General features: G+C 42.8%; 25 protein-coding genes. 6 read left to right on the top strand and 19 right to left on the bottom strand.

From position 1 onward, the window contains the following. Window positions 1–14: 14 nt before the first annotated feature. From RDS42_RS00495 to mtaB, 6 genes are all read right to left on the bottom strand, one after another. Complete coding sequence (locus RDS42_RS00495) at window positions 15–353, bottom strand: YlbF family regulator (RefSeq protein WP_308781873.1); 339 nt, start codon at window positions 351–353, stop codon at window positions 15–17. Between the two features lie 2 nt (window positions 354–355). Continuing rightward, window positions 356–2,089, bottom strand: a complete 1,734-nt coding sequence (locus RDS42_RS00490) for a ribonuclease J (RefSeq protein ID WP_308781898.1) — start codon at window positions 2,087–2,089, stop codon at window positions 356–358. Between the two features lie 313 nt (window positions 2,090–2,402). Further along, window positions 2,403–2,660, bottom strand: coding sequence for a DUF1292 domain-containing protein (locus tag RDS42_RS00485; protein ID WP_308781872.1), 258 nt, complete (start codon window positions 2,658–2,660; stop codon window positions 2,403–2,405). Between the two features lie 10 nt (window positions 2,661–2,670). Then, a complete protein-coding gene (gene ruvX, locus RDS42_RS00480) occupies window positions 2,671–3,096 on the bottom strand; it encodes a Holliday junction resolvase RuvX (protein WP_308781897.1) in 426 nt (141 codons plus the stop codon). Between the two features lies 1 nt (window position 3,097). Beyond that, window positions 3,098–3,370: an IreB family regulatory phosphoprotein gene (locus RDS42_RS00475; protein WP_308781871.1), complete on the bottom strand. Its 273-nt coding sequence runs from the start codon at window positions 3,368–3,370 to the stop codon at window positions 3,098–3,100. A 46-nt stretch (window positions 3,371–3,416) separates the two neighbouring features. Then, complete coding sequence (gene mtaB, locus RDS42_RS00470; RefSeq protein ID WP_308781870.1) at window positions 3,417–4,766, bottom strand: tRNA (N(6)-L-threonylcarbamoyladenosine(37)-C(2))-methylthiotransferase MtaB; 1,350 nt, start codon at window positions 4,764–4,766, stop codon at window positions 3,417–3,419. Window positions 4,767–4,978: 212 nt separating this feature from the next. On the opposite strand from mtaB, the gene RDS42_RS00465 reads away from it, so the two are divergent. Beyond that, the gene (locus RDS42_RS00465) at window positions 4,979–5,215 is read left to right on the top strand and encodes an HPr family phosphocarrier protein (protein WP_308781869.1); all 237 of its coding nucleotides are present in this window, start codon (window positions 4,979–4,981) and stop codon (window positions 5,213–5,215) included. Window positions 5,216–5,262: 47 nt separating this feature from the next. On the opposite strand, the gene thiI is transcribed toward RDS42_RS00465, so the two are convergent. The 9 genes from thiI to uvrB form a co-directional block, all read right to left on the bottom strand. Continuing rightward, window positions 5,263–6,444, bottom strand: a complete 1,182-nt coding sequence (gene thiI, locus RDS42_RS00460; RefSeq protein WP_308781868.1) for a tRNA uracil 4-sulfurtransferase ThiI — start codon at window positions 6,442–6,444, stop codon at window positions 5,263–5,265. Window positions 6,445–6,487: 43 nt separating this feature from the next. Then, window positions 6,488–7,642 carry a cysteine desulfurase family protein gene (locus tag RDS42_RS00455; RefSeq protein WP_308781867.1) on the bottom strand — a complete coding sequence of 385 codons (1,155 nt, stop codon included), beginning with the start codon at window positions 7,640–7,642 and terminating at the stop codon, window positions 6,488–6,490. Window positions 7,643–7,692: 50 nt separating this feature from the next. After that, window positions 7,693–8,436, bottom strand: coding sequence for a 16S rRNA (uracil(1498)-N(3))-methyltransferase (locus RDS42_RS00450; RefSeq protein WP_308781866.1), 744 nt, complete (start codon window positions 8,434–8,436; stop codon window positions 7,693–7,695). Between the two features lie 3 nt (window positions 8,437–8,439). After that, window positions 8,440–9,426, bottom strand: a complete 987-nt coding sequence (prmA, locus tag RDS42_RS00445) for a 50S ribosomal protein L11 methyltransferase (protein ID WP_308781865.1) — start codon at window positions 9,424–9,426, stop codon at window positions 8,440–8,442. Between the two features lie 141 nt (window positions 9,427–9,567). After that, on the bottom strand, window positions 9,568–10,749 hold the full coding sequence (gene dnaJ, locus RDS42_RS00440; protein WP_308781864.1) for a molecular chaperone DnaJ: 1,182 nt from the start codon (window positions 10,747–10,749) through the stop codon (window positions 9,568–9,570). Between the two features lie 24 nt (window positions 10,750–10,773). Next, window positions 10,774–12,654, bottom strand: coding sequence for a molecular chaperone DnaK (dnaK, locus tag RDS42_RS00435; protein WP_308781863.1), 1,881 nt, complete (start codon window positions 12,652–12,654; stop codon window positions 10,774–10,776). Between the two features lie 15 nt (window positions 12,655–12,669). Then, window positions 12,670–13,296, bottom strand: coding sequence for a nucleotide exchange factor GrpE (grpE, locus tag RDS42_RS00430; protein ID WP_334307431.1), 627 nt, complete (start codon window positions 13,294–13,296; stop codon window positions 12,670–12,672). Between the two features lie 40 nt (window positions 13,297–13,336). Further along, window positions 13,337–14,398, bottom strand: a complete 1,062-nt coding sequence (gene hrcA / locus RDS42_RS00425; protein WP_308781861.1) for a heat-inducible transcriptional repressor HrcA — start codon at window positions 14,396–14,398, stop codon at window positions 13,337–13,339. 209 nt (window positions 14,399–14,607) lie between these two features. Continuing rightward, window positions 14,608–16,596, bottom strand: coding sequence for an excinuclease ABC subunit UvrB (gene uvrB, locus RDS42_RS00420; RefSeq protein WP_308781860.1), 1,989 nt, complete (start codon window positions 16,594–16,596; stop codon window positions 14,608–14,610). A gap of 165 nt (window positions 16,597–16,761) precedes the next feature. Here uvrB and RDS42_RS00415 point away from each other — a divergent pair, with 165 nt between their 5' ends. Next, window positions 16,762–17,142 (top strand): BlaI/MecI/CopY family transcriptional regulator, encoded by a 381-nt coding sequence (locus RDS42_RS00415; protein ID WP_308781859.1) that lies wholly within the window; start codon window positions 16,762–16,764, stop codon window positions 17,140–17,142. Between the two features lie 11 nt (window positions 17,143–17,153). Next, window positions 17,154–18,932: a BlaR1 family beta-lactam sensor/signal transducer gene (locus RDS42_RS00410; protein ID WP_308781858.1), complete on the top strand. Its 1,779-nt coding sequence runs from the start codon at window positions 17,154–17,156 to the stop codon at window positions 18,930–18,932. Between the two features lie 55 nt (window positions 18,933–18,987). On the opposite strand, the gene RDS42_RS00405 is transcribed toward RDS42_RS00410, so the two are convergent. The 4 genes from RDS42_RS00405 to RDS42_RS00390 form a co-directional block, all read right to left on the bottom strand. After that, window positions 18,988–21,090: a penicillin-binding transpeptidase domain-containing protein gene (locus RDS42_RS00405; protein WP_308781857.1), complete on the bottom strand. Its 2,103-nt coding sequence runs from the start codon at window positions 21,088–21,090 to the stop codon at window positions 18,988–18,990. 189 nt (window positions 21,091–21,279) lie between these two features. Further along, window positions 21,280–21,711, bottom strand: a complete 432-nt coding sequence (locus RDS42_RS00400; RefSeq protein ID WP_308781856.1) for a hypothetical protein — start codon at window positions 21,709–21,711, stop codon at window positions 21,280–21,282. Window positions 21,712–21,814: 103 nt separating this feature from the next. After that, complete coding sequence (locus tag RDS42_RS00395) at window positions 21,815–22,297, bottom strand: hypothetical protein (RefSeq protein WP_308781855.1); 483 nt, start codon at window positions 22,295–22,297, stop codon at window positions 21,815–21,817. Window positions 22,298–22,361: 64 nt separating this feature from the next. Next, complete coding sequence (locus RDS42_RS00390; protein WP_308781854.1) at window positions 22,362–23,336, bottom strand: hypothetical protein; 975 nt, start codon at window positions 23,334–23,336, stop codon at window positions 22,362–22,364. A gap of 189 nt (window positions 23,337–23,525) precedes the next feature. On the opposite strand from RDS42_RS00390, the gene RDS42_RS00385 reads away from it, so the two are divergent. The 3 genes from RDS42_RS00385 to RDS42_RS00375 are packed head-to-tail and all read left to right on the top strand — an operon-like array spanning window position 23,526 to window position 24,754. Continuing rightward, the gene (locus RDS42_RS00385) at window positions 23,526–23,843 is read left to right on the top strand and encodes a spore coat associated protein CotJA (RefSeq protein ID WP_308781853.1); all 318 of its coding nucleotides are present in this window, start codon (window positions 23,526–23,528) and stop codon (window positions 23,841–23,843) included. Continuing rightward, the gene (locus tag RDS42_RS00380) at window positions 23,840–24,124 is read left to right on the top strand and encodes a spore coat protein CotJB (RefSeq protein ID WP_308781852.1); all 285 of its coding nucleotides are present in this window, start codon (window positions 23,840–23,842) and stop codon (window positions 24,122–24,124) included. The genes RDS42_RS00385 and RDS42_RS00380 overlap by 4 nt, the downstream gene beginning before the upstream one ends. A 3-nt stretch (window positions 24,125–24,127) precedes the next feature. Beyond that, window positions 24,128–24,754, top strand: a complete 627-nt coding sequence (locus RDS42_RS00375; protein WP_308781851.1) for a manganese catalase family protein — start codon at window positions 24,128–24,130, stop codon at window positions 24,752–24,754. Window positions 24,755–24,780 lie beyond the last annotated feature (26 nt).

Raw genomic sequence — 24,780 nt, 5'->3', positions numbered from 1 at the left:
ACTGACCGCCTGCTTTACAGCAGCGGAATATCCATCTCAATACCTTCTGTCAATGTCCTGCATATCCTCTGCAGCATCCTGCAAAGATCCAGTTCTGCATCCAAATATGCGTTTACCTGCGGAATGCGGCGAAGCTCTTCGGATTCTCTGGAAAGTACTTCGGCAAGATGAAACATATTACTCCTGTCCTCCTCATTTTGAAGACGGAAATTATCAGCCCGGAACTGACGGACTCGTTCCGCCAGCTCCGGATTCTGGTTCAGGATTTCCTCCTGAAATCTGTACTCCTTATAAACACTGCTTTTTCTTACAGACTGGATCAGCATATGGATATTCCTGTTAATCCCGTCCATTATCAGGCCTCCATAATGATCGGCAATATCATCGGTCTTCTCTTGGTACGTTTCCAAAGATAATCGCCCACTGCATCTTTGACTACAAGCTTGATCTTGCCCCAGTCTGTAATATTTCTGTCCATACAGGATTCCAGAGCCTGTTCCACCACTTCCTTTGCATGAACCATCAGATCTTCAGATTCTCTTACATAGACAAATCCTCTGGATACAATATCCGGACCTGCCAGTACCACATTACTGTGACGTTCCAGTGTCATTACAACAATCATGATTCCATCTTCTGCCAGATGCTGTCTGTCACGAAGGACAATGTTTCCTACATCGCCAACGCCAAGCCCATCCACCAGAATTCCGCCTGTCTGAACACTTCCTGTTACCTGCGCACTGTATTCATCCAGTTCAAGAACATTACCGGAAGCCAGAATAAAAATATTCTCTTTTGGAATTCCCAGTTCCTCTGCAATATGCTTCTGAGCAGTCAGATGACGATATTCTCCATGTACCGGAATTGCATATTTAGGACGTACCAGAGAATAGATCAGTTTTATCTCCTCCTGACATGCATGTCCGGAAACATGTGCGTCCTGGAAGATAACTTTTGCCCCTTTCATATACAGTTCATTGATAACTTTAGAAACTGCCTTTTCATTTCCCGGAATCGGATTGGAGCTAAAGATAATGGTATCATTTGGTTTAATTGTGATCTTTTTATGGATATTAGCTGCCATTCTGGACAATGCAGCCATGGATTCTCCCTGACTTCCGGTGGTAATAAGCACTACCTTTTCATCCGGATAATTTTTCACCTGATCGATCTCGATCAGTGTGTTTTCCGGAATCCGAAGATAGCCCAGTTCAGATGCTGTGGAAATTACATTGACCATACTGCGGCCTTCCACCGCAACCTTTCTGCCAAAACGATATGCCGTATTGATGATCTGCTGTACACGGTCTACATTTGAAGCAAAGGTCGCTATGATAATTCTGCTGGAAGGGTATTCATTAAACAGATTATCAAACACTCGTCCTACCGTACGTTCTGACATGGTAAACCCTGGTCTTTCTGCATTGGTACTGTCGCACATCAGCGCAAGCACACCTTTTTTACCGATTTCCGCAAAGCGCTGCAGATCGATGGCATCTCCGAATACCGGAGTGTAGTCAACTTTAAAGTCTCCTGTATGAACAACAATACCTGCCGGAGAATAAATTGCCAGGGCAGAAGCATCCTGTATACTGTGGTTTGTCTTGATAAATTCAATTGAAAATTCTCCCAGATTGATCACCTGTCCATGCTTCACCTCTTTTAATTTGGTGGAGCGTACCAGATTATGCTCTTTTAATTTGTTGGTGATCAGTCCAAGAGTCAGCTTTGTGGAATAAATCGGTACATTTACTTCTTTTAATACATAAGGCAGTGCCCCGATATGATCCTCATGTCCATGTGTGATCACAAAACCCTTGACCTTGGAAATATTGTCTTTCAAATATGTTACATCCGGGATCACAAGGTCGATTCCAAGCATATCATCTTCCGGAAAAGACAGTCCGCAGTCTACTACTACTATACTATCTCCATATTCAAAAGCTGTAATATTCATTCCAATCTGTTCCAGACCGCCTAACGGAATCACTTTCAGGCGTTCCCCTGTTCTGCGGTTTCGTCTTCCCTGTCTGGACGGACTTTTCACAGGATTTTTGGCAGAATTGTTTCTGACAACATTCTTATTCATCGGTTTCTGCTGTTTATCTGTATATTTTCCGCCTTGTCTTGTCTGTGATCTGTATCTGTTATTTTTCTGTTTTGTTACCTGTTTTTTTGTATTGTAATCGGAAGATTTCTGGTTTCCTCCGCTTCGTCTCTGTTTTTCATCTTTTTCTTTTATATTACTATTATCACTTTTCAAACATTGCACCTCCATACTTATGTGCTGCTTTATACAAATTTGTGCACGAAAACTCAGGAATACCATCGGCATTCCTTTTTATTTTGTCTGCTGCAGGCAGACATCGGTAATATTGTCGTTATATTTATTTTTTCAAAAATTACATTTCCAGATCTACATCTTCCAGCATTTGCTCAAATACTTTATAAACTGCCTGCAGTTCTTCTTCCTCTTCCACCATTTCATAACATGCTTCCGGGCTTTCATCCGAAGAAGTATCTTTTAAAATATAGGCAGAGGCTTCATCTTCCAGGGAATCTGATACAAGAAGATATGATTTCCCTGCGATCATTGTCTGTTCTTCTACATAAAACTCTTCTGTTGTCCCATCCGGGGACTGAAATCTGATTTTTTCCATTCTGCCATCCTTATCTGTTTGTCAGAGAATCCAGATATCCCTGCAAAATCAAAACTGCCGCCAGAGAATCCAGATGCTCTTTTCTGTCCTCACGGCGTACTCCGCCTTCCATAAGAACACGGTTCGCCTCCATTGTTGTCAAACGCTCGTCCCACATGACCACAGGCAGACCTGTCCTTCTCTCCAATGTTTCCTTAAATTCCAGAGATTTTTCTGCCCTTTCTCCAAGGGTATTGTTCATGTTTTTCGGAAGTCCCACAACAATCTGTTCTACACCATACTCCGCCACCAGTTCCTCTATACGAGCCAGTGTTTTTCGAAGCTTGTTTTCCTGCTTTCTCCATATGGTCTCCACTTTTTGAGCAGTCAGCCCCAAAGGGTCACTGACTGCCACACCTACGGTCTTAGAGCCATAATCCAGTCCTAATATACGCATATCAGCGTTCCCAGGAGCGATTTCTGATATATTCATTCAAAAGCTCCTCTACCAGTTCATCTCTTTCTACCTTCATGATCATGCTTCTGGCACCTTTATGACTGGTAATATAAGTTGGATCACCGGACATAATATAGCCTACGATCTGATTGACCGGATTATATCCTTTTTCGTCCATTGCATTGTACACCAGATCCAAAACTTCTTTTACCTCCAGCTCCTGATCCGGTTTTGTCCTGAAATACTGTGTATTTCCTAAATTGTTTTCTGCCATTTTTTCTCACGTCCTTACTATTATTTCTTTTCTATTTTAATATAATTCACCGTAAAATACAAGGTGAGTTTTCTGTCGGTTTCCCAAGAAGAATATGTTCCCTGGCAAAATCGGCGATTTTGACTGTCAGAAGATCATTGATGCCAATTCCTTCCTGTTTTTCTACAGCAACTTTTACATACTCTCTGCTGTGGCTGAGATAAAAAACTTTTCCACCGATCTCCGTCTCTTCCTCGATCAGAATCTCCAGCTCTCTGCCAATCATATTTTCTTCATATTCCCGGGCACGGAGGTCATGTAATTCCAGCATTTTTTCACTTCGTTTTGCCTTTTCGGCTTCTGTCAGCTGTCCTGCCATAGCTGCCGCCTTTGTACCCTGACGTCTGGAATACTTAAAAATATGCGTCTCATAAAAATGGATATTCCTTACAAATTCATAAGATTCCCGGAAATCTTCTTCTGTCTCCTGAGGAAAGCCTACGATCACATCGGTAGTCAGCGCAGGGGTCTGATAATATTTCCTGATCAGCTCACATTTTTCCGCATACTCTTCAGCGCTGTATCTGCGGTTCATATCCCTCAGAGTCTTATTGCAGCCGCTCTGAAGAGAAAGATGAAAATGAGGGCATACTTTTGGAAGTGCTGAAATACCTTCCATAAATTCTTCTGTAATAATACGAGGCTCCAATGACCCCAAACGAATTCTTTTGATGCCCTCTATCTCATGAACTGCTCTGATCAAAGAAAGAAGATCTTCTTTTTTATCCTCTTCTTTAAAGTCTACACCATAAGAGCTTAAATGGATACCGGTAAGCACCACCTCTTTATATCCGCCTGCTGCAAGCTTCCTTACTTCTTCCAGAATTTCCGTAATCTTACGGCTGCGTACTCTCCCTCTTGCATAGGGAATGATACAGTAAGTACAAAACTGATTACAGCCATCCTGCACTTTAATATATGCCCGTACATGTTCTGCCGTATGGTCAATAGAAAGCTCCTCATATTCTTTTGTTTTATTTATTTCTATCACCCGTGCTGCTCTTTCATGTTCTTTTTCAAATTCTTCAAGAGCCTGAACAATCTGATTTTTCTGATTATTTCCAAGGATCAGATCTACGGATGTATCTTCTTTCAGCTTCTCTGTATCCGTCTGGGCATAACATCCGGTAGCTACTACAATAGCATCCGGGTTCATTTTTTTTGCTTTATGGAGCATCTGTCTTGATTTTCTGTCCGCTATATTAGTTACCGTACAGGTATTGATCAGGTATACATCTGCTCCCTCCTGAAAAGGCACAATCTCATATCCTGCCTGCTCCAGAAGCTGCTGCATTGCCTCTACTTCATAGGCATTCACCTTACATCCCAGATTATGAAGCGCAACTTTTTTACTCATATTTATGTCATTCCTTTTTCTATGTCAACTAGTCATTATTTCAAATATCACTGGTACTGTCTCTTCTGTTTACATGAACAGAATCTTTATTACAAATTCCATTGTCTCATATTTTCCACTTCATGGAAATTTAACAGCTTTTCCCTTGACTTTTTATCATGAGACGTATAAGATAAAAGCTGTAATACAACTAATTAAAGGAGGGCACCATTATGAAAACATTAAAAATATCTTTGAACTCTATCGATAAAGTAAAAGCATTTGTAAATGAAATCAGTAAATTTGACTGTGATTTTGATTTGGTATCCGGAAGATACGTTATTGATGCAAAATCTATCATGGGTATCTTCAGCCTGGATCTGTCCAAGCCTATAAATCTGAATATTCATGCAGAGGGAACCACTCTGGATTCCATCCTTGCTGTTGTTCAGGCTTATGTGATCGAATAAGTTTTTTATTTTGCCGCAGCGTATCTTACGCCGCGGCTTTTTTCATTTCACTTTATCTCAATCACTTCTGTGGAAGCTAACGCTTCCTCCATAAGCTGATCGATTTTTTCTTCCAGTTTTGTCTCGGATCTGTGGATCACATTTAAGTTTGGTTTTGTTACCGGATGTTTTGCCACAAAAATCGTACAGCAGTCTTCAAAAGGCTGGATAGAAGTTTCAAAAGTATTTATCTTTCTGGAAATCTCTACAATTTCCTGCTTATCAAATCCGATTACAGGACGATAAACAGGAAGTGTGCATACTTCGTTGGTAGCTGCAAGACTCTGAAGCGTCTGACTTGCCACCTGTCCGATGCTTTCTCCTGTGATCAGACCAAGACAGCCTGATTCTTTCGCAAAATGCTCTGCAATACGCATCATATAACGCCGCATGATAATGGTCAGTTCTTCATGAGGACACTGGTCATAAATATACAGCTGGATATCTGTAAAATTCACCACATGAAGACGGATCGGACCGCTGTAGCGCGCAACCAGCTTAGCCAGATCCACTACTTTCTGTTTTGCCCGTTCACTGGTATACGGCGGTGCATGAAAATATACCGCATCGATCTTTACACCGCGCTTGGCGATCATATAGCCTGCCACCGGACTGTCAATTCCACCGGAAAGAAGAAGCATTGCCTTGCCGTTTGTTCCCACAGGCATTCCTCCCGGTCCCGGAATGGTTTCTGAATAAACATAGATCTTATCTCTGATTTCTACAGAAAGTGTCATCTGAGGATTATGAACATCTACAGATGCCTCTGGAAACTCGTCCAGGATCAGACCTCCCAGATGTGCACTGACCTCCATGGAATTGACCGGATAAGATTTTTTTGCTCTTCTGGTATAAACCTTAAAAGTCCCGGAAAATTCCGGATAGCGGTTTCTCATATAGCTGACTACATCTTTTCCCATCTGTTCCAGTCCCTGATCCTCATAAATTACAACCGGACTGATTCCCACTATGCCAAATACACACTGAAGCGCTTCTACCGCCTCATCAAAATCATATTCTTCAGGACAGAGCACATATACTCTTCCCTGTTCTTTGATCACACGGAACTCTCCATCTACAGGTTCCAGAGCCAGACGCATCTGTTTTACCAGGGCATCCTCAAAAAGATACCGGTTCTTTCCTTTGATGGCAATTTCCGCATATTTAATCAGAAATGCATGAAAAATCATAATTTTTCTCCTTTATGCTTCTTAATTTTATCTTTTTAAATTTTTATCTTCTGGAATATCTCCGCAGCATAGGAACTATTTCTTCCATTACCTGAAGAAAATAATCAGCCTCTTCCACAGTATTTTCTTCTGAAAAGCTAAGGCGCACTGTACTCTCTATCTGATCCTTCGGCATTCCCATTGCTGCCAGAGTGCTGCTTGGCTTGCGCTTATGGCTGGAGCATGCGCTGCCTGCTGATATAAAAATACCTCTTTCTTCCAGAGAATGAAGAAGCACTTCGCTTCGTACCCCCATAACACTGATACTTAAGATCTGAGGCGCCCCTTCTCTTAGATCCATTCCATTCATACGGATATCCGGGATCTTTGCCAGCCCTTTTGCAATATGCTCTTTTAAGCAATACATTTTTTCCACATTCGCATCCAGATTACGATATATTTCTTCTGCTGCCACTCCTAATCCGGCAATTCCCGGAACATTGTCTGTACCGGAACGCATTCCGCTCTGCTGGCCGCCCCCAAGAATCTGCGGCTGGATTTTTGCCTTTTCACTTATATAAAGGAAACCCACACCTTTCGGACCATGGATCTTATGGCTGCTGACAGAAAGAAGATCTATTCCCATTTTTTTCGGATAGATCCTGTATTTTCCAAATGCCTGGATCGCATCCACATGAAACAGTGCTTTCGGGCTTTTTTCCCGGATACGCCTGCTGATCTCCTCCACAGGCATCACTGCGCCTACTTCATTATTTACAAACATAACCGACACCAGTATGGTATCCGGACGCAGGACTGCTTCCAATGCATCCAGCTTTACAACACCGCGGCTGTCAACCGGAAGATAAGTAACTTCAAATCCCTGTTCCTGAAGAAACAGCGCCGGCTGGCTTACTGCCGGATGTTCCACTGCTGTGGTAATAATATGGTTTCCGCTCCGTTTATTTGCCATTGCGCCTCCGATCAGAGCAAGGTTATCTGATTCTGTTCCTCCTGACGTAAACAGGATTTCTTTTTCCTGTACTTTCAGTATCCGTGCCAGCTGGGCTGCGGAATCCTTTACATATTTTTCAGCTTCTACTCCTTTCAGATGCATGGCAGACGGGTTTCCAAAATCCTCTGTCATAGTCCTGATAACAATATCTTTTACAGAATCGTAGCATCTGGTAGTTGCAGAATTATCAAAATATACTTCCATGTTCAATCAATACTCCCTTTATTTTTACATGCTCTGTAAACGATTTATGATCATTGCTCCAGCTGGAACATCAGAACTGACAGGATTGCAAGTCCGGCAGTCTCTGTACGAAGAATCCGTTTTCCTAAAGTAATGGGAACCGCTCCTGAATTTACAGCAGTATCCACTTCACTTTCCTCAAATCCGCCTTCCGGTCCGATAAAAATCCCTATGGACTGTCCCGGCTGTATCTGCTTTATGATTTCTTTCGTCTCTGCCATACCTTTTGCCAGTTCGTAAGGAATCAGGCGGACATCCATCTCTTCAGCATAAGCAATTGCCTCTTTGAAATTCATAACAGAATGAACAGACGGCACAAGCATACGTTTTGACTGTTTGGCTGCGCTTTCTGCGATCTGCTGCCATCTTTCCACTTTTTTTGCAGCTTTTTTTCCATCCAAACGAACCACGCATCTTTTCGTTTCCACAGGAATAATCTCAAAAGCTCCCAGTTCTACTGCTTTCTGAATGATCAGTTCCATCTTATCTGACTTAGGCAGTCCCTGGAAAAGATAAATCTTATTTGGCAGTTCATAATCTGGTTCCTGGGCATAAAGGATATGGAGACAAACTTCATCAGACGCAGCTGATTCAATCCTGCAATGATATTCTTTTTTCTCCCCGTCGCTGATCCACAGTTCCTCGCCGGGCTTCATCCTCAAAACATTAACAATATGATTTACATCTGTTCCTGTAATGTGGATCCGATGAGCAGGTTCATCAATCTGACAGGGTTCTACAAAAAATCTCTGCATGGATCAGTCCTTTCTTGCTGTAACAGATACCCATTCACCCTGTTTTGTCACCTCAACAAGAGTAAGTCCTGCTTTTTTTACAGCTTCCGTTACGACCGTTTCCTTAACATCAAGAATTCCCGAAGTGATATAATAAGCGCCTTTTTTCATCTGATGGACGATAACCGGAGTCAGAGGTACCAGAACATCCGCCAGAATATTCGCTGCCACGATGTCGTACTTCTCATATCCCACCTGGTCCTGCACCTCTTTATCATCAATGATATTTCCGATCATCATGTCAAAATCTTTATCCGGAATCTGATTTGCTTCTTTATTCTCCTGAACTGCCGGAACTGCACATGGATCCAAGTCTGTTCCTACTACATGTCCTGCTCCCAGCTTCAGAGCCGTAATGCCGAGGATACCGCTTCCGGTTCCTACATCAAGAAGCTCACAGCCTTCTTTCACATATTTTTTCAGCTGGCGGATCACCAGCTGAGTGGTCTCATGCATTCCGGTACCAAACGCAGTACCTGGGTCGATATGAAGGATCATCTTACTCTTATCTTCTTCCTTTACTTCCTCCCAGGAGGGAACGATCAGAATATCGTCTACATAAAACTGTTTAAAATACTGCTTCCAGTTGTTAATCCAATCAATATCTTCCGTTTCACTGACTTCGATAGTCCCTTCTCCGATGTCCATAAAAGTACGAAGCTCCGCCAGTTCTCTTTCCACCTCTTTGATGATCGTTTCCGCATCTGTTTCCTGTTCATTTTTCAGAAGCTTTCCATCTTCTGTTTCCTCTACGAAAAAGCTGAGATATGCCGTACCGTCATCCTCATTCATCTGGGGAAGGATATCCACAAACATCTGCTCCTTTTCCATAGCGGTAAGAGGCACATTATCCTCAATCTGAGCACCTTCAAATCCAATGTCATACAAGGTGCTGATGATCACATCTTCTGCTTCTGTTATTGTTTTTATTTTAAATTTTTTCCACTTCATAACAATTTCTCCTGTTTTTACTCTGTAAAAATGGACTGTTCTTATCCATAGACCGAACAGTAAATACTATCTCGCACTCTATCATACATGAAAATACAAAAAAAGAAAAGAGGATTTACCCTCTTTTCCCCAAAAGCTTTTTTATTCCTCAAAAGTCTCTTTCAGTTTATCCATAAAGCTCTTTTTCTTTTTTTCTGTTTTTTCAGAACCGCTGTTTTTTGTTCCTGCCGTCTTATTTCCGCAGGCTTCGTCAAATTTACGCAGAGCTTCTTTTGCCTCATCATTCAGATTAGTCGGAACCTGAACCACAAGCGTTACATAATGATCTCCGCGCACATTCTTGTTTCTCAGTGACGGAACGCCTTTTCCTTTCAGACGGATACGGGTATCTGTCTGTGTTCCAGGCTTCACCTCATAAACGACATCTCCGTCCACAGTACTGATGTGAACGTCCCCGCCAAGAGCTGCCTGTGCATAAGTAATCGGTGCAGAGGAGAATATATTCATATCCTGTCTCTGGAAGATCGGATGACGGGCAATATTCACTTCTACAAGAAGATCTCCTCTGGGGCCGCCGTTGGTTCCCGGTTCACCTTTCTCACGAATACGGATACTCTGTCCGTTATCAATACCTGCCGGAATAGATACCTGGATCTTCTTTCTGGAAGAGGTATAACCGGTTCCATGACAGGAAGTACATTTTTCTTTGATCACCTTTCCTGAACCACCGCACTCCGGACATGTCTGTACATTACGTACCATACCGAACATGGACTGCTGGGTATAGACAATCTGTCCCTCACCGTTACATTTCGGACAGGTTACCGGCTGTGTTCCAGGCTTTGCCCCGGTTCCATGACAAACAGTACATTCATCTTTCAGGACAATTTCCAGTTCCTTTTCGCATCCAAATACAGCCTCTTCAAAGGTAATATTTACCCGCGCACGAAGGTTAGCGCCTCTCATAGGACCATTGTTTGCCCGCCTTTTGCTGCCTCCTCCGAACAGATCGCCGAAAATATCGCCAAAGATATCACCCATATCTGCGCCGTTAAAATCAAATCCGCCGAAGCCTCCTGCACCGCCTCCGCCATTTTCAAAGGCTGCATGGCCAAACTGGTCATACTGTCTTCTTTTATCCGGATCACTTAAAATGCCGTATGCTTCTGTGGCTTCTTTAAATTTTGCCTCAGCATCTTTATCACCCGGATTTACATCCGGGTGATATTTTTTGGCTAATTTTCGATATGCTTTTTTCAGGTCTGCGTCACTGGCGTTTTTGGCAACCCCCAGGACTTCATAGTAATCTCTTTTATCAGCCATTGTTTCTCTTTCCTATGCTTTCTATCAGACTTCTTTATAGTCTGCGTCTACTACATCATCACCATATCCGGCTTCATTTCCTCCCTGGGAAGCTCCGCCGCCCATGTTGCCCATGTCCGGACCAGCCTGACCGCCGCCCTGCTGTGTCTGCTCATACATCTTCTGGAACAGTTTCTGAGCGCTTTCCATCATCTTCTCCTGTGCTGCCTTGATATCAGCAACCTGTGCATCTGTCAGCTCTGCATTTGCAGTCTGGGAAAGAAGATCTTTCAATGCGTTCAGGTCAGCCTCTACCGCCGCTTTGTCGTTTGCATCCAGTTTATCACCAGCTTCTTTCAAAGCGTTCTCAACCTGGAATACCATAGAATCTGCATTATTTCTTGTATCAATTGCTTCTTTACGTTTCTTATCCTGAGCCTCAAATTCTGCTGCTTCTTTAACAGCCTTGTCGATTTCGGAATCAGACATATTGGAGCCTGCTGTAATAGTAATGTGCTGTTCTTTTCCTGTTCCAAGATCCTTAGCGGATACATTAACGATACCATTGGCATCAATATCAAAAGTAACCTCGATCTGCGGAACACCACGACGTGCTGGCGGGATTCCATCCAGACGGAACTGGCCAAGGGATTTATTGTCTCTTGCAAACTGACGCTCACCCTGTACTACGTTGATATCTACAGCTGTCTGATTATCTGCTGCTGTAGAGAAGATCTGGCTCTTCTTTGTCGGGATAGTTGTGTTTCTCTCGATCAGACGAGTTGCGATTCCACCCATAGTCTCAATAGAAAGAGACAGTGGAGTAACATCCAGAAGAAGGATATCGCCTGCGCCTGCATCACCTGCAAGTTTACCGCCCTGTACAGAAGCACCAAGTGCAACACACTCATCCGGGTTCAGAGATTTGCTCGGCTCTTTGCCTGTGATCTGTTTTACTTTGTCCTGTACAGCCGGGATACGTGTGGATCCGCCTACCAGAAGCACCTGACCAAGCTCAGAAGCGCTGATGCCTGCATCAGAAAGTGCACGGCGTACCGGCTCTGCTGTCTTTTCAACAAGATCATGTGTCAGTTCGTCAAATTTTGCTCTTGTAAGGTTCATATCAAAATGCTTCGGTCCTTCTGCTGTAGCAGTAATGAACGGAAGGTTGATGTTTGTTGTTGTTGCAGAAGAAAGCTCTTTCTTTGCTTTTTCAGCTGCTTCTTTCAGTCTCTGAAGAGCCATTTTGTCATTGGAAAGATCTACACCCTCAGTTCTCTTGAACTCAGAAAGCATGTAGTCTGTGATCTTCTGGTCGAAGTCATCACCGCCAAGACGGTTGTTGCCTGCTGTAGAAAGAACCTCGATAACGCCGTCACCGATCTCAATGATGGAAACGTCGAAAGTACCGCCGCCAAGGTCATATACCATGATCTTCTGCTCTTTTTCGTTATCAAGACCATATGCCAGAGCTGCTGCTGTAGGCTCGTTGATGATACGTTTTACGTCAAGGCCTGCGATCTTACCTGCGTCCTTGGTTGCCTGACGCTGTGCGTCATTGAAATATGCCGGTACTGTGATAACCGCTTCTGTTACACTTTCTCCAAGATATCCCTCAGCATCTTTTTTCAGCTTCTGAAGGATCATCGCAGAAATCTCCTGCGGAGAGTATTTTTTATCATCGATTGTCACACGATAATCGGATCCCATTTCTCTTTTAATAGAAGAGATTGTTTTCTCTGCATTGGTAACTGCCTGACGTTTTGCAGGCTCACCTACCAGACGCTCTCCTGTTTTTGTAAAAGCAACTACAGACGGTGTTGTTCTTGCGCCTTCTGTGTTTGCGATAACGGTGGGCTGACCACCTTCCATAACTGCTACGCAGCTGTTTGTTGTTCCTAAGTCAATACCAATAATTTTTCCCATGATAATTTATCCTCCTTAATTAGCAACCTTTACCATACTGTGTCTGACTACAAATCCTTTATAGGTGTAGCCCTTCTGAAACTCTTCTACAATAATATTCTCGCCGGCTTCTTCATCCTCCACATGCATTACAGCATTATGGAAGTCCGGATTAAATTCTTTGCCTACAGCTTCGATCACCTCTACTCCCAGTCCTTCCAGTGTTGTCATAAGCTGTTTGTAGATCATCTGCATACCTTCGGCAAATGCATCTCCTTCCGGAGCCTGTGCAAGACCTCTCTCAAAATTATCCACTACAGGAAGCATGTTCTCAATAATTTCTTTTGCTCCCACAATATACATACTGGATTTTTCTTTCTCTGTACGCTTACGGAAATTATCAAATTCTGCCATGCTTCGTTTCAGACGATCTGTCAGCTCTTCAATCTGCTGATCCTTTTTATCTTTTTTCTTTTTGCCGAAAAAAGAGGTTTTCGCCTTTCCTTCTGTTTTTTCCTCTGCCTCTTCCTTTCCTTCCGGAACCTCTTCAGCAGTTTCCTCTCCGGCTGTGGCTTCCGGTGAATCCTCCTGCACTTCTGCTGCAGTTTCGTTTTCAGAAACAACCTGTTCTGTATCCTCCTGCACCTCAGACGTGTTTTTCATTTCTTCTGCCACGCTTTTTCTACCACCTTTCTATCTTCACCTACTGGCTGTCATCATTATCATTTTTATTCTTTCTGAATACCTGATCCAATTCAACTTTCAGGGTTTTCAGATTGTTTACAACATTTTCATAATCCATTCGTTTCGGACCTACAATACCAATGGTACCGTGCATCCCTTCTCCCAGCTCATACGTTGCAGTTACTACACTGCAGTCTTTCATTGTAGGGATCGGAAGTTCATCTCCTATATACACCTGAACCCCAGTGTTTTCAGAGTCTGACATATGTTCCTTCACCAGATCCGCAAGCTGCTGTTTTTCTTCAAAGGTTGATATCAGTTCGGTGGCTCTCTGCTTATCAGAAAGCTCCGGATACTTAAAGAAGTTTGTAGCGCCTGAAGTGTAAATCTCCAAATCATCTTCATCCACCTGAATCGTTGCGGCAACAGCATCCAGCACTCTTGCAACAAGTCCGCTGTGGATTCCTGCCTGCTCCTTCAGCCTTGCGATCATACCCAGATTAATATCCTGAATAGGAAGGCCGTTCAGATTGGTATTCAAAAGCAGATTCAATTTCAGGATCGTCTCATCATCCATCTCCTCATCCAGATCTATAATCTGATTTCGGATCACATTTCCCTCGCAAACCACCACAGCCACCAGCTGCAGTTCATTGACTCGTGAAAGCTGGATGAATTTCAGCTTACTTCCACTGTACTGCGGAACGGAGATCATCGTAGCGTAATTGGTGTTGGAAGCAAGAACCTTGGCCACATTTTTCAGGACCTTTTCCATCTTGTCTGTCTTCTCGATCATCAGATTACGTATTTCTTCGATCTCATCTTCCTTTTCCTGCATCAGCTCATCTACATATAAGCGATAACCTTTATCAGAAGGGATTCTTCCCGCTGATGTATGGGGCTGTATAATGTAGCCTAAATCTGTCAGGTCCGACATTTCATTTCGGATTGTTGCTGAGCTGACATTCAGATCCGTATACTTGGAAATCGTTCTGGATCCAACCGGTTCTCCTGTTTCCATGTAGGTTTTGATGATCGCCTTCAGAATTTTCTTTTTACGATCTGTCAAATTATCTTCCACGCCCTCAGCTCCTTTCCTTCTGTTTTTGTTAGCACTCGATTTCAAGGAGTGCTAACATCTACATTGTTAAGATAGCACCGTTAAAATCTTTTGTCAAGGGATAAGATGTATTTTTATAAAAATCTTTTTTGTTCGGCAAAAAAAGACAGACGGCACAGAATCTTATCCTCTGTCATGTCTGTCTTTTATATACGGGGTTTTTATTTATATCAGTTCTCCAGTTCCTGAAGATTTCGCTTTAAATCCAGCATCTTGTCTCTCAGCTCTGCCGCCTGTTCAAAGTTCAGGTCTGCCGCTGCTGCCCGCATCTGTTTCTCCACCTGTGCAATCAGTTTAAGCAATTCCTTGCGGTTCATAGATTCCGGATCCTTTTTCAGCTTCACTTCTGTTTCCGCTACCGCCCTGGATACCGTGATCAGGTCGCGAACCGCCTTTTTGATGGTAGTAGGAGTAATTCCATGCTCTTTATTATATGCTTCCTGAATTCCGCGGCGGCGCTCTGTTTCACGAATCGCATTTTTCATGGAGTCTGTCATCACGTCCGCATACATGATCACATGTCCCTCACTGTTTCTGGCAGCTCGTCCAATGGTCTGGATCAGAGAAACCTCTGAACGGAGAAATCCCTCCTTGTCAGCATCCAGGATCGCCACCAGAGTAATCTCGGGAATATCCAGTCCCTCTCTCAAAAGATTGATGCCTACCAGCACATCAAATACATCCAAACGCATATCCCGGATGATCTCCGCCCGTTCCAGAGTATCAATATCCGAATGAAGATAACGGACACGGATTCCCACGTCTTTCATGTAAGCAGACAGATCCTCTGCCATTCTCTTTGTCAGCGTAGTGATCAGGATCTTATGCCCTTTTTCGACTTCTTTATTAACCTCTCCGATCAGGTCATCAATCTGCCCTTCTACCGGACGTACTTCTACCTTTGGATCAAGCAGGCCTGTCGGGCGGATGATCTGCTCTGCACGAAGCAGTTCATGTTCTGCCTCATAAACTCCCGGTGTAGCAGAAACAAACATAACCTGATCCAGTTTTCCCTCAAACTCCTCAAAACTCAAAGGACGGTTATCCTTGGCCGATGGAAGACGAAAGCCATAATCCACAAGGGTCTGTTTCCTGCTCTGATCTCCGGCGTACATTCCTCCCACCTGTGAAACTGTCTTATGGGACTCATCAATAATAAGAAGAAAATCGTCTTTAAAGTAATCCATAAGGGTATAGGGCGGCTGGCCCGGAGCCAGTCCGGTCAGATGCCGGGAATAGTTTTCAATACCGGAGCAAAATCCTGTTTCCTTCATCATTTCCACATCGAAATTTGTCCGTTCCGCAATTCTCTGGGCTTCGATCAGCTTATCTTCACTTTTAAAGTAATCCACCTGCTCCTTCATTTCTGCAAGGATGGCATCCGCGGCTCTTTTTATCTGTTCCTGGGGCACTACATAATGAGATGCCGGGAAAATAGCCGCATGGCTCTGCTCATTTTTGATCTCGCCTGTCAGTACATCAATTTCTGTAATACGCTCGATCTCATCGCCAAAAAACTCTACACGCACTGCACGGTCTGTAGCATTGGCAGGAAAAATTTCCAGCACATCCCCTTTTACCCGGAAGGTACCTCTATGAAAATCCATTTCGTTTCTTGTATACTGGATATCGATCAGCTGGCATATTACCTCATCCCTGTCCTTTTCCATTCCCGGACGAAGAGAAATCATCATATCAAAAAATTCCTGAGGCGCTCCCAATCCGTAAATGCAGGATACTGAAGAAACCACGATCACATCTCTGCGTTCACAAAGAGCCGCTGTGGCAGAAAGCCTCAGCTTGTCGATTTCGTCATTGGTGGAAGCATCCTTTGCAATATAGGTGTCTGTGGAAGGAACATAGGCTTCCGGCTGATAGTAATCGTAATAGCTCACAAAGTATTCAACTGCATTATTGGGAAAAAATTCTTTAAACTCCCCATAAAGCTGTGCTGCAAGGGTTTTGTTGTGAGCAAGCACCAGCGTAGGCTTATTTAGCTGTGCAATAACATTTGCCATAGTAAAGGTCTTGCCGGAGCCGGTAACCCCAAGCAGCGTCTCAAACTGATTTCCTTCTTTAAATCCCTGGACCAGTTTCTCAATAGCCTTGGGCTGGTCGCCGGTAGGGGCATATTCTGATACTAATTCAAAATGATCCATAAATTCCTCCTATGAATCTGTTATCTGTTTCTTCTGTCATTATATCAGACTATAAAATAAAAGTACAGGACAATCGAATGTCTGTTCTTTTTCTTTTTGTTTGACTTTCTTCCAAAATCCTCTTATACTATTTTTATTACATATGTAAGATTTGGAGGGATCACAATGACAAAACTTCCCCAGATTTCAGAAGCTGAATTTGAAGTAATGAAAATCATCTGGAAATATGCACCTGTCAGTACCAATGAAGTAACTGAAAAATTAACAAAAACAACCGACTGGAGTCCTAAGACCATACAGACCATGCTGAAACGTCTGGTCAACAAAAAAGCCATTACCTACGAAAAACACAGCAGGGTCTTTGTCTATACTCCGCTGGTTCAGGAAAAAGAATATATTCAGCAGGAAAGCAGCACCTTCTTAAACCGTTTCTATAACGGCAATCTTGTTTCTATGGTTTCTTCCTATTTAAAAGATGAACATTTATCGGAAACAGATCTCACCGCCCTGCGCCGTCTTCTTTCTGATACCAGTGATAATAAATAGGAGGGAAGCTTTTGCCTGATTTTGCCGTTCATTTTTTCATATGCAATATTTTTATTTCCATAGAAATCGGTATCATAAGTATAGTAAGGCATTTACTGAAAAAATATGTATCTGCCCGGATTCTCTATTATCTCTGGTTTTTCGTACTAGGATTATTGACTGTTCCTTTTTTGCCTGCGGATATCTTTCGCCTTTTGCCAGGGCTTTCATCAAATCACCTTTCACAAACAGGACTTATGGATATGTCTGCCCGGCCTCTCTTCACAGATCCGGGCTCTATATTCACAGAAGCCAATGACTTTGCAGTTTCTGTCAGCAGCAGGACTCCATTGATTCCTTTGTTTTTGCTGATCCTGTGGATTTCCGGTATGGCTGTAGTAAGCTTTTTTACTCTCCGATCTTTTTCGCACCGTCGTATATTAGAAAAATCCGCCCTGCCCGTACAGAACCCTCAGGTTCAGGATTTATATAAAAAATGCTGCAGTGAACTAAAAATAAAAAAAGCTGTTCCTGTTTACAGTACCGCATTTTTAGCTTCCCCTTATGCTGCAGGATTATTAAAACCGCGCATTTATCTTCCGATCCAGCTGATCTCAGATTTCAGTCCGGCTGAATTACGTTTTATCCTGCTGCACGAATTACAGCATTGCCGCCAAAAAGATACTTTTATCAGTTTTCTCATGCCCCTAACAGGTATTCTGTACTGGTTTAATCCTCTGGTATGGTATGCTCTGAGAAAAATACAGTGTGACCGTGAAATCGCCTGCGACTCAGCCGTGCTGCAGCTTCTCAAACCTTCTGATCATCATGCCTATGGAAATACACTGATTGATTATGCTGAAAAAATTTCTCATTTTCCTTATACAGCCGGCATCAGCGGAAGCAAATCTCAGATGGAAAGCAGGATCCTGAATATTATACATTTTCAGAGAGATACAAAAATCAGCAGACTAAGAGGAGGAGCTGTACTTACAATACTTGCCTGCTTATTTGTTTTTTCTGCTCCCGCACTTGCTTTCCCTGGCTCTCCACAATACGGTGAAGCTTACTTTCCGGAACATATGGATCATATTTCTGTCGTTGACCTGAGGGATATATTCGGAGACTATGACGGAAGTTTTGTATTATATGATTCCGGTCAAAACACATGGACAGTTTATCATCCCCAGAATGCCGCCAAAAGGATCTCGCCAAATTCCACCTACAAAATATATGACGCATTGCTTGGGCTGGAATCCGGTATCATTACTCCCGGCAGCACCGGTATGGTCTGGGATGGCAAAGATCAGCCGTTCCATTCATGGGAAGCAGACCAGACATTAGACTCTGCCATGAAAAATTCTGTAAACTGGTATTTTCAGTCTATTGATTCTCAGCTGGGATTTCATTCTATAAGCTCTTTTTTGCAAAAAATACAGTATGGAAATCAGCAGATTGGTTCCGATATCCGTTTATACTGGACAGATGGGGATCTGAAAATCTCTCCTTTTGAACAGGTGGATCTGTTAAGAAAACTAAATGAAAACCAGTTTCATTTTTCATCGGAGCATATCCAGACGGTCAAAGCTTCCATCCTTCAAAGTGCCTCTCCACGGAGTGTTCTTTATGGAAAAACCGGAACAGACCGCATAGACGGAAAAGATGTCAGCGGCTGGTTTATCGGCTTTATAGAATCCCCTGATCATGTGTATTACTTTGCAACAAATATTCAGAATACTGCATCCGCTTCCGGAAGCAAAGCGGCAGAAATCACAGCTTCTGCTTTGTCAAAATTAAAGATTCCTTATTAATAAAAAGAACTGGCGCCAGATTTATTTGATCTACTGTCAGTTCTTTTTACTTACTCTATTTCTGCATGGAAAAATACTGATCCAATACTGCTTTATCTTTTTTCACAACATAACCGCTTCCCCCTGTATCCTTAACATTTTCAGCCATACTAAGGATAAGAATCGGTCTCTCCACATTCTTATCTGCAGTAAAAACTGCAAACCATCCAATTTCTGTTCCCGTATGATCTTCTTTTGCAGCCTTTAATTCAGCCGTCCCTGTTTTACCGGCCAGTAAAATATCTTCTCTGCAGGCTCCGTATCCTGTACCGCCTGGATCATTTATAACACCTTTTAATCCCTCCAGTATTTCTGCCGAAGCTTCCTGAGAAAATGCTTCGGGAATCCATATTTCACTCTCCTGCTTCTCCTCATACAGCAAATAAGGCTTTATCATATTTCCTCCGTTTAGAAATGCTGAATAAATGCTTGCCAGATGCACCGGATTTACTAAAATCTGTCCTTGTCCATATCCACTGTCTGCAAGCTGTATCTCGGTTTCTATATGCTCCGTATTTGAATATTGCGATTGTACCATCTCTATTTCGAAGGGCAGTTTCTGATTAAATCCCAGCTGCTCCAGGGCTCTTTCCAGTCTCTCGGAGCCTGTTCTCAATGCCACTTTTGCAAAATAAATATTGTCCGAATAAATCAGAGCATTTTTCAGTATCACCGGTTCATATTCATGCAGTGTCGTTACCTGATAATCTCCCCAGGAAGAGTCCTTCTGCCATGACAGTCCCTCATTTCCAAAATCCTCATTCGGATCAAGTATCCCCTCATTTATTCCGATTCCGGCAACTACAGGCTTAAATACAGAACCGGGGCACCAGATCTGCCGGAACCGGTTATATAATGGTCTTTTTTCATTTTCATTTAAAGTATCCCACTGTTCTTCTGACATCCCTCTGACAAAATCATTATTATCATACGAAGGAGTACTTACCAGAGCCAGAATCTCTCCCGTATAAGGATCCATGGCAACAGAACATCCCTCATCCTCTTTAAACTGTTCATAAAGCTGCATCTGAAGTTCAGAATCTATAGTAAGACGGATATCCTTTCCGTCCTCTTTTGTGATTCCGGCAATTTTCTCCTTTTTTTCTCCTGTCTTATCTACTATCCAGATTTCACATCCGTCGTTTCCTTTCAGTTCTTTTTCATAAAGCCCTTCCATTCCGCTTCGTCCAATGACGCTGTCCGAACGATATCCTTCGTTCGGATGCTTTTCCAGATCTTCTGCAGTAACAGCCTGCACATATCCTGCCAGATGGGCGGCAGCTTCCCCCATATCATAGGTGCGGATCTCAATATCAGAAAACTGGACCCCCGGAATCTCTTTCATCTGCCTTTGTCTTTCATATTCCTTCATCATTTCCTCATTTGTCTCTATCTTCATCCGATCAATTTCATGTATTTTCTGAAGAGTTGCCACCGGTACAAAAAAACCGTCTTTTACCCAGTCAGCCTCCAGTTTATTCTCTATATTTTCTATATCTGTATCCAATAAAGCAGCCAGATCTTCTAACGAATGTTCTTCTAATTTTCCAGGAACAACTCCCACAGAAACCGCTCTTCCCTGCCCTGCAAGACGTTTTCCGTTTCTGTCCAGAATCTGTCCCCTCTTTGCCTTTAACACAGAAACCTGTACTTTATCTGTCTCTGTCAGTGTCGGATAAATCATACTGTCCTGCCATAGTAATTTATATCCCTCTTTACATCTGACAAAATTTGCCTGATTGTCAAATTCCACCTTTCCAGCTTCTGTTTCAAAGGAAACAGTATAGAAAAAAGATTTCATTTTCCCTTTGTTTTTCTTTTCTGTAATATTGCTTAATTTCAAATTTTTTATGCCAATCCCCTCATAAATCCTGGAATTACGTTCTATAAAATGCTGTTTTTGTTCAGGAGACTGTCCATCTGTGTCTGTCATTTCATACATTTCTTCGTATTCCTTCTGTTCAATATGAGCCATATACTCTGTAAGCAGCTTTTCCGGGTTTTCCTGGAGTAAATTTCCAGCTGCATTTGCTCCTCCTATAAGTACGATAATCCCCCCAAAAAAGAGCAGGGCTCTTCTGATCTTTTTCTTTTCTTTGTGTCTTAATTTTTTTCTCATCAGTTGTCCTCCTAAATATTACATTTGTAAGTTTATTAAATATTACATCTGTAAGAATTAGAAGTCAAGTATTCTTTTTGACCTAATGAAACAGGTACTCTTTCCTGACAGACAAAAATGTCAGAAAGCCTTTTCTAAGACTTTCTGACACCTTTTCATGCTGTGGTATTTCGTTTATCTGACCAGATTTTAAAGATAATCCTGTAATTCTTTTATCAGAGTTTCCTCTGCTTTTATCACATCTTCTGCAAGTTTTTTTACCTTTTCCTCTGCCTTTGGATACTGATGCAGATACTGATGCAATGACTTTACTCCCATATTACATCCGTCTGTAAGCAGATCTGCCGCTGCACGATCCGGATCATCATCCTCAAATTTCATGTTTGTTTTTACCCAGGACATCATTTTTGCCATAACAGGCGGTTCCTTCCCCTCATCATGAAAGGAAATCAGATATTCATGAGTCGTATCGCCCAATCTGGAGTGGGTTTCCATACTTTTCAGTATCAATTTACGTAAATTACTGTCCGTTACATGCTTCAGTACATCCTCCAGAGAAGAAACTCCCATCTTGATTCCTGCATTGCATTCTCTCAGCAGCTTAATGGTATCGTCTTCCAAAAAAACACCTCCTGATCTTAATACAGGACAGTATTTCCAAATTTGCTGCTTTCATACACCTTTTATCACAGAATCTACGGTAAATTTCTGTCAGCGCAGTATCTTACCGGTTCGGACACATAACAATAATTCTCTGCGGAGCTGTCTCAGGAGGAATACTTTTTGTCACAGATCCATAATAGACCAAAAGCTCCTGACCTTCCGGAGTGCACAGAAACCTCTGTCCGTTCAGTGTCCGGATGTTTGTCAGCGGAGAAAGATTCAGCTTCAGGGACTGGTCTTCGGCAGTCAGGGAATCATCAAAAAATTTCAGAGTCACATCCTGACTATTTCTAAGTGCTGTGATCAGTTCTGCCTGATATTGCGGCGGAAAAATCTTCGGAGCCGGAAGGCTGGTATCATAAAAAGCAGCCACCCGCATTCCTCGCCTCAGTCTTATATTATCCACTACTATGGTATCCGGTGACACCACAAAATTAACAATCTCCCCCTCCGTATCTACTGATACCACAATGGAACAGCAGGAACCGCCGCTTCGGATATCCCGGATCATACCAACAACTTTTTCATAGGAAGCATATGTCATAATAAAAAACCTTTTTTGTTTATCTTATGAAGCACACCCGTTTTTGTTCCATTGTATTATATTTTTAGCGGATATAAATCCCGTCGCTTCCCATAAAAGCTCCCTCCGGACAGGAAATCTCCAAAAGTTTTTTTCTGCCCTTCACCAGTTTTTTATAATCGTTTTCCATAAGACAGAAAAGAAGATCTCGGGACATTCCCACATGGATCATACGCTCCTCTTCTTCTCTTTTCTCCTCCGGAAAATACGGAACTGCCACAGAAATTTCTGCATTTTTACCATGAAAATGAAGTCTTGTTCCCTGCTCCGTAAATAATTCACAGATTGGTTTATAATACGCCCGAAAAAAAGTTTCCTCAGTAAACTGAATGGCTTCTCTGTTTTTTTCTTCCAGTTTTTCCGGTTCTCTTACCACACCGCAGAGAAATCCATGGTCATAATAGGTCATACATACTGCTGCCGGAGCTGGAACGGTTCCATTGATAGAGGCAATGGCTGCAGCCTGCTGGCTGCCTTTTTTCAGTGCCTGCTCTCTTCTGTTGCTTCCGCCTTTTGCTTCCCATACACTCCAGGTCTGAGCAGTCTCCTGCAGACCGATCATATCCGGACGCCATTCGCTGTTGAAAAAATCAATAAAACCATCCCCATTTGTTTTTTCAATCAGATTTAAGTGAGTCAGGTAATCTGTGTCATACATTCTCTTGCTGATCAGCTTTGTAAGAAACATTCCCATATAATAAGACATCACGCTTTTTTCTGAGGAATCCAGATATGCAATACGTTTTGCTTTTTTTATCCGATCGCCCTCCGTATCCAGCGCGGTTTCCACCAGAAACAGCTTATAAGTTAACTCCAGTCTCTTTTTGCTAAAAAAACCTGCTGTCATCCTCTGTATTGGCATTCCACAGGTAACAACTGCATGGAGCAGTTCCTTATTAGAAAATTCCAGTTCTGTGTTTTTGCTGGTAAGCCCTGTGGTACTTTCCCGATCCTCCATTTCCAGGGATATGGTGTATTTTTTTTCTTCTGTTAATATCATGGCACTTCTCCTTGCATCAATGGTAAAATATCTTTCTTTATTGTATCATTTTTTTACAATATAAAGCAACGGATTTCATTGAAATACAGAAAACACCTCCTTCACAGCAGTCCGGGATAGTACCAACGTTCACACTTCCGTTTTCCCCACATAAAATATACAGTAACTTTGAAAAGAAAGGATTTATCCATGGAAAATTATCCGATAAACCGTTCCTGCAGCCGTCCCTACCATGCAACCTGTGGTATGGCAAAGGCTCAGTCCCCTGTCCCGGCCTGCCGCTGTGATTCCGGGCAGAACAGACAGTCCTGTGCCTGCCGGATTCCAGGTACAATAACAAAAAATGCAGAAATGTATACCCATACCGATCACATGGAGCCTGCCATGGCATATGTACCCTGCCAACAGCTTACCAACACCTATGATCTTTGCTATGCATTAAATGCCGGAACAATCTTCCCCCAGTTATGTAAGCCATTTTGCGGAAAGAGAGGTGTCCAGAGATGATGCATCACAGTCCTTCCTGTTCCAGAGCCCAGCTTCTCCAGCAGATCAATGAAGTAAGCTTTGCGGTGGATGACCTTCTTTTATATCTGGACACTCATCCCTGCTGTGAAAAAGGTATGGCACTTTACAGAGAATATGCGGAAAAACGAAAAAAACTCATGAAGGAGTATGCCGAATGCTATGGACCGCTTACCATAGACAATGCATTAGAAACAAATGCAGACACATGGAAATGGATGGAACAGCCATTCCCATGGGAAAGGGAAGGAGGGTGCAGATAATATATGTGGAATTATGAAAAAAGACTGCAGTATCCGATCAATATCAAAACTCCCAATGCCAAAATCGCCCAATATATCATGAGTCAGTATGGCGGCCCGGACGGAGAAATCGGCGCGTCTCTCCGCTATCTGTCTCAGCGATTTGCCATGCCGAACCGTATGGTTGCCGCCGTTTTAAACGATGTGGGAACTGAAGAGCTCGCCCACCTTGAAATGGTTTCCACCATTGTTCATCAGCTTACACGCGATCTCTCTATGGAGGAAATTGAAAAAAGTGGTTTCGGCGCCTATTATATTGACCATACAGTCGGTATCTGGCCTCAGGCAGCAGGTGGAATCCCATTTAATGCCTGTGAATTCCAGAGCAAGGGCGATCCTCTTACTGATCTTTTTGAAGACCTTGCAGCAGAACAAAAAGCCCGTGCTACCTATGACAACATTCTCCGTGTAGTACGCAATATCCCGGAAATTGCTGATCCTATCCGTTTTCTCCGTGCAAGGGAAGTGGTTCATTTCCAGAGATTCGGTGAAGCACTTCGAAGTGTTCAGGAACAGCTTGACTCCAAAAACTTCTATGCCTTTAACCCAGGCTTTGATATACCTTGCGAAGCTTCCTGTAAAAACGTCTAAAAAACCTCCCCGGTCTGCAGGCCGGG

This window comes from uncultured Blautia sp., assembly GCF_902497045.1.
Taxonomy (GTDB): Bacteria; Bacillota; Clostridia; order Lachnospirales; family Lachnospiraceae; genus Blautia_A.
Note: the sequence above shows the minus strand (reverse complement) of the source record. Positions and strands in the feature narration are given on the sequence as shown.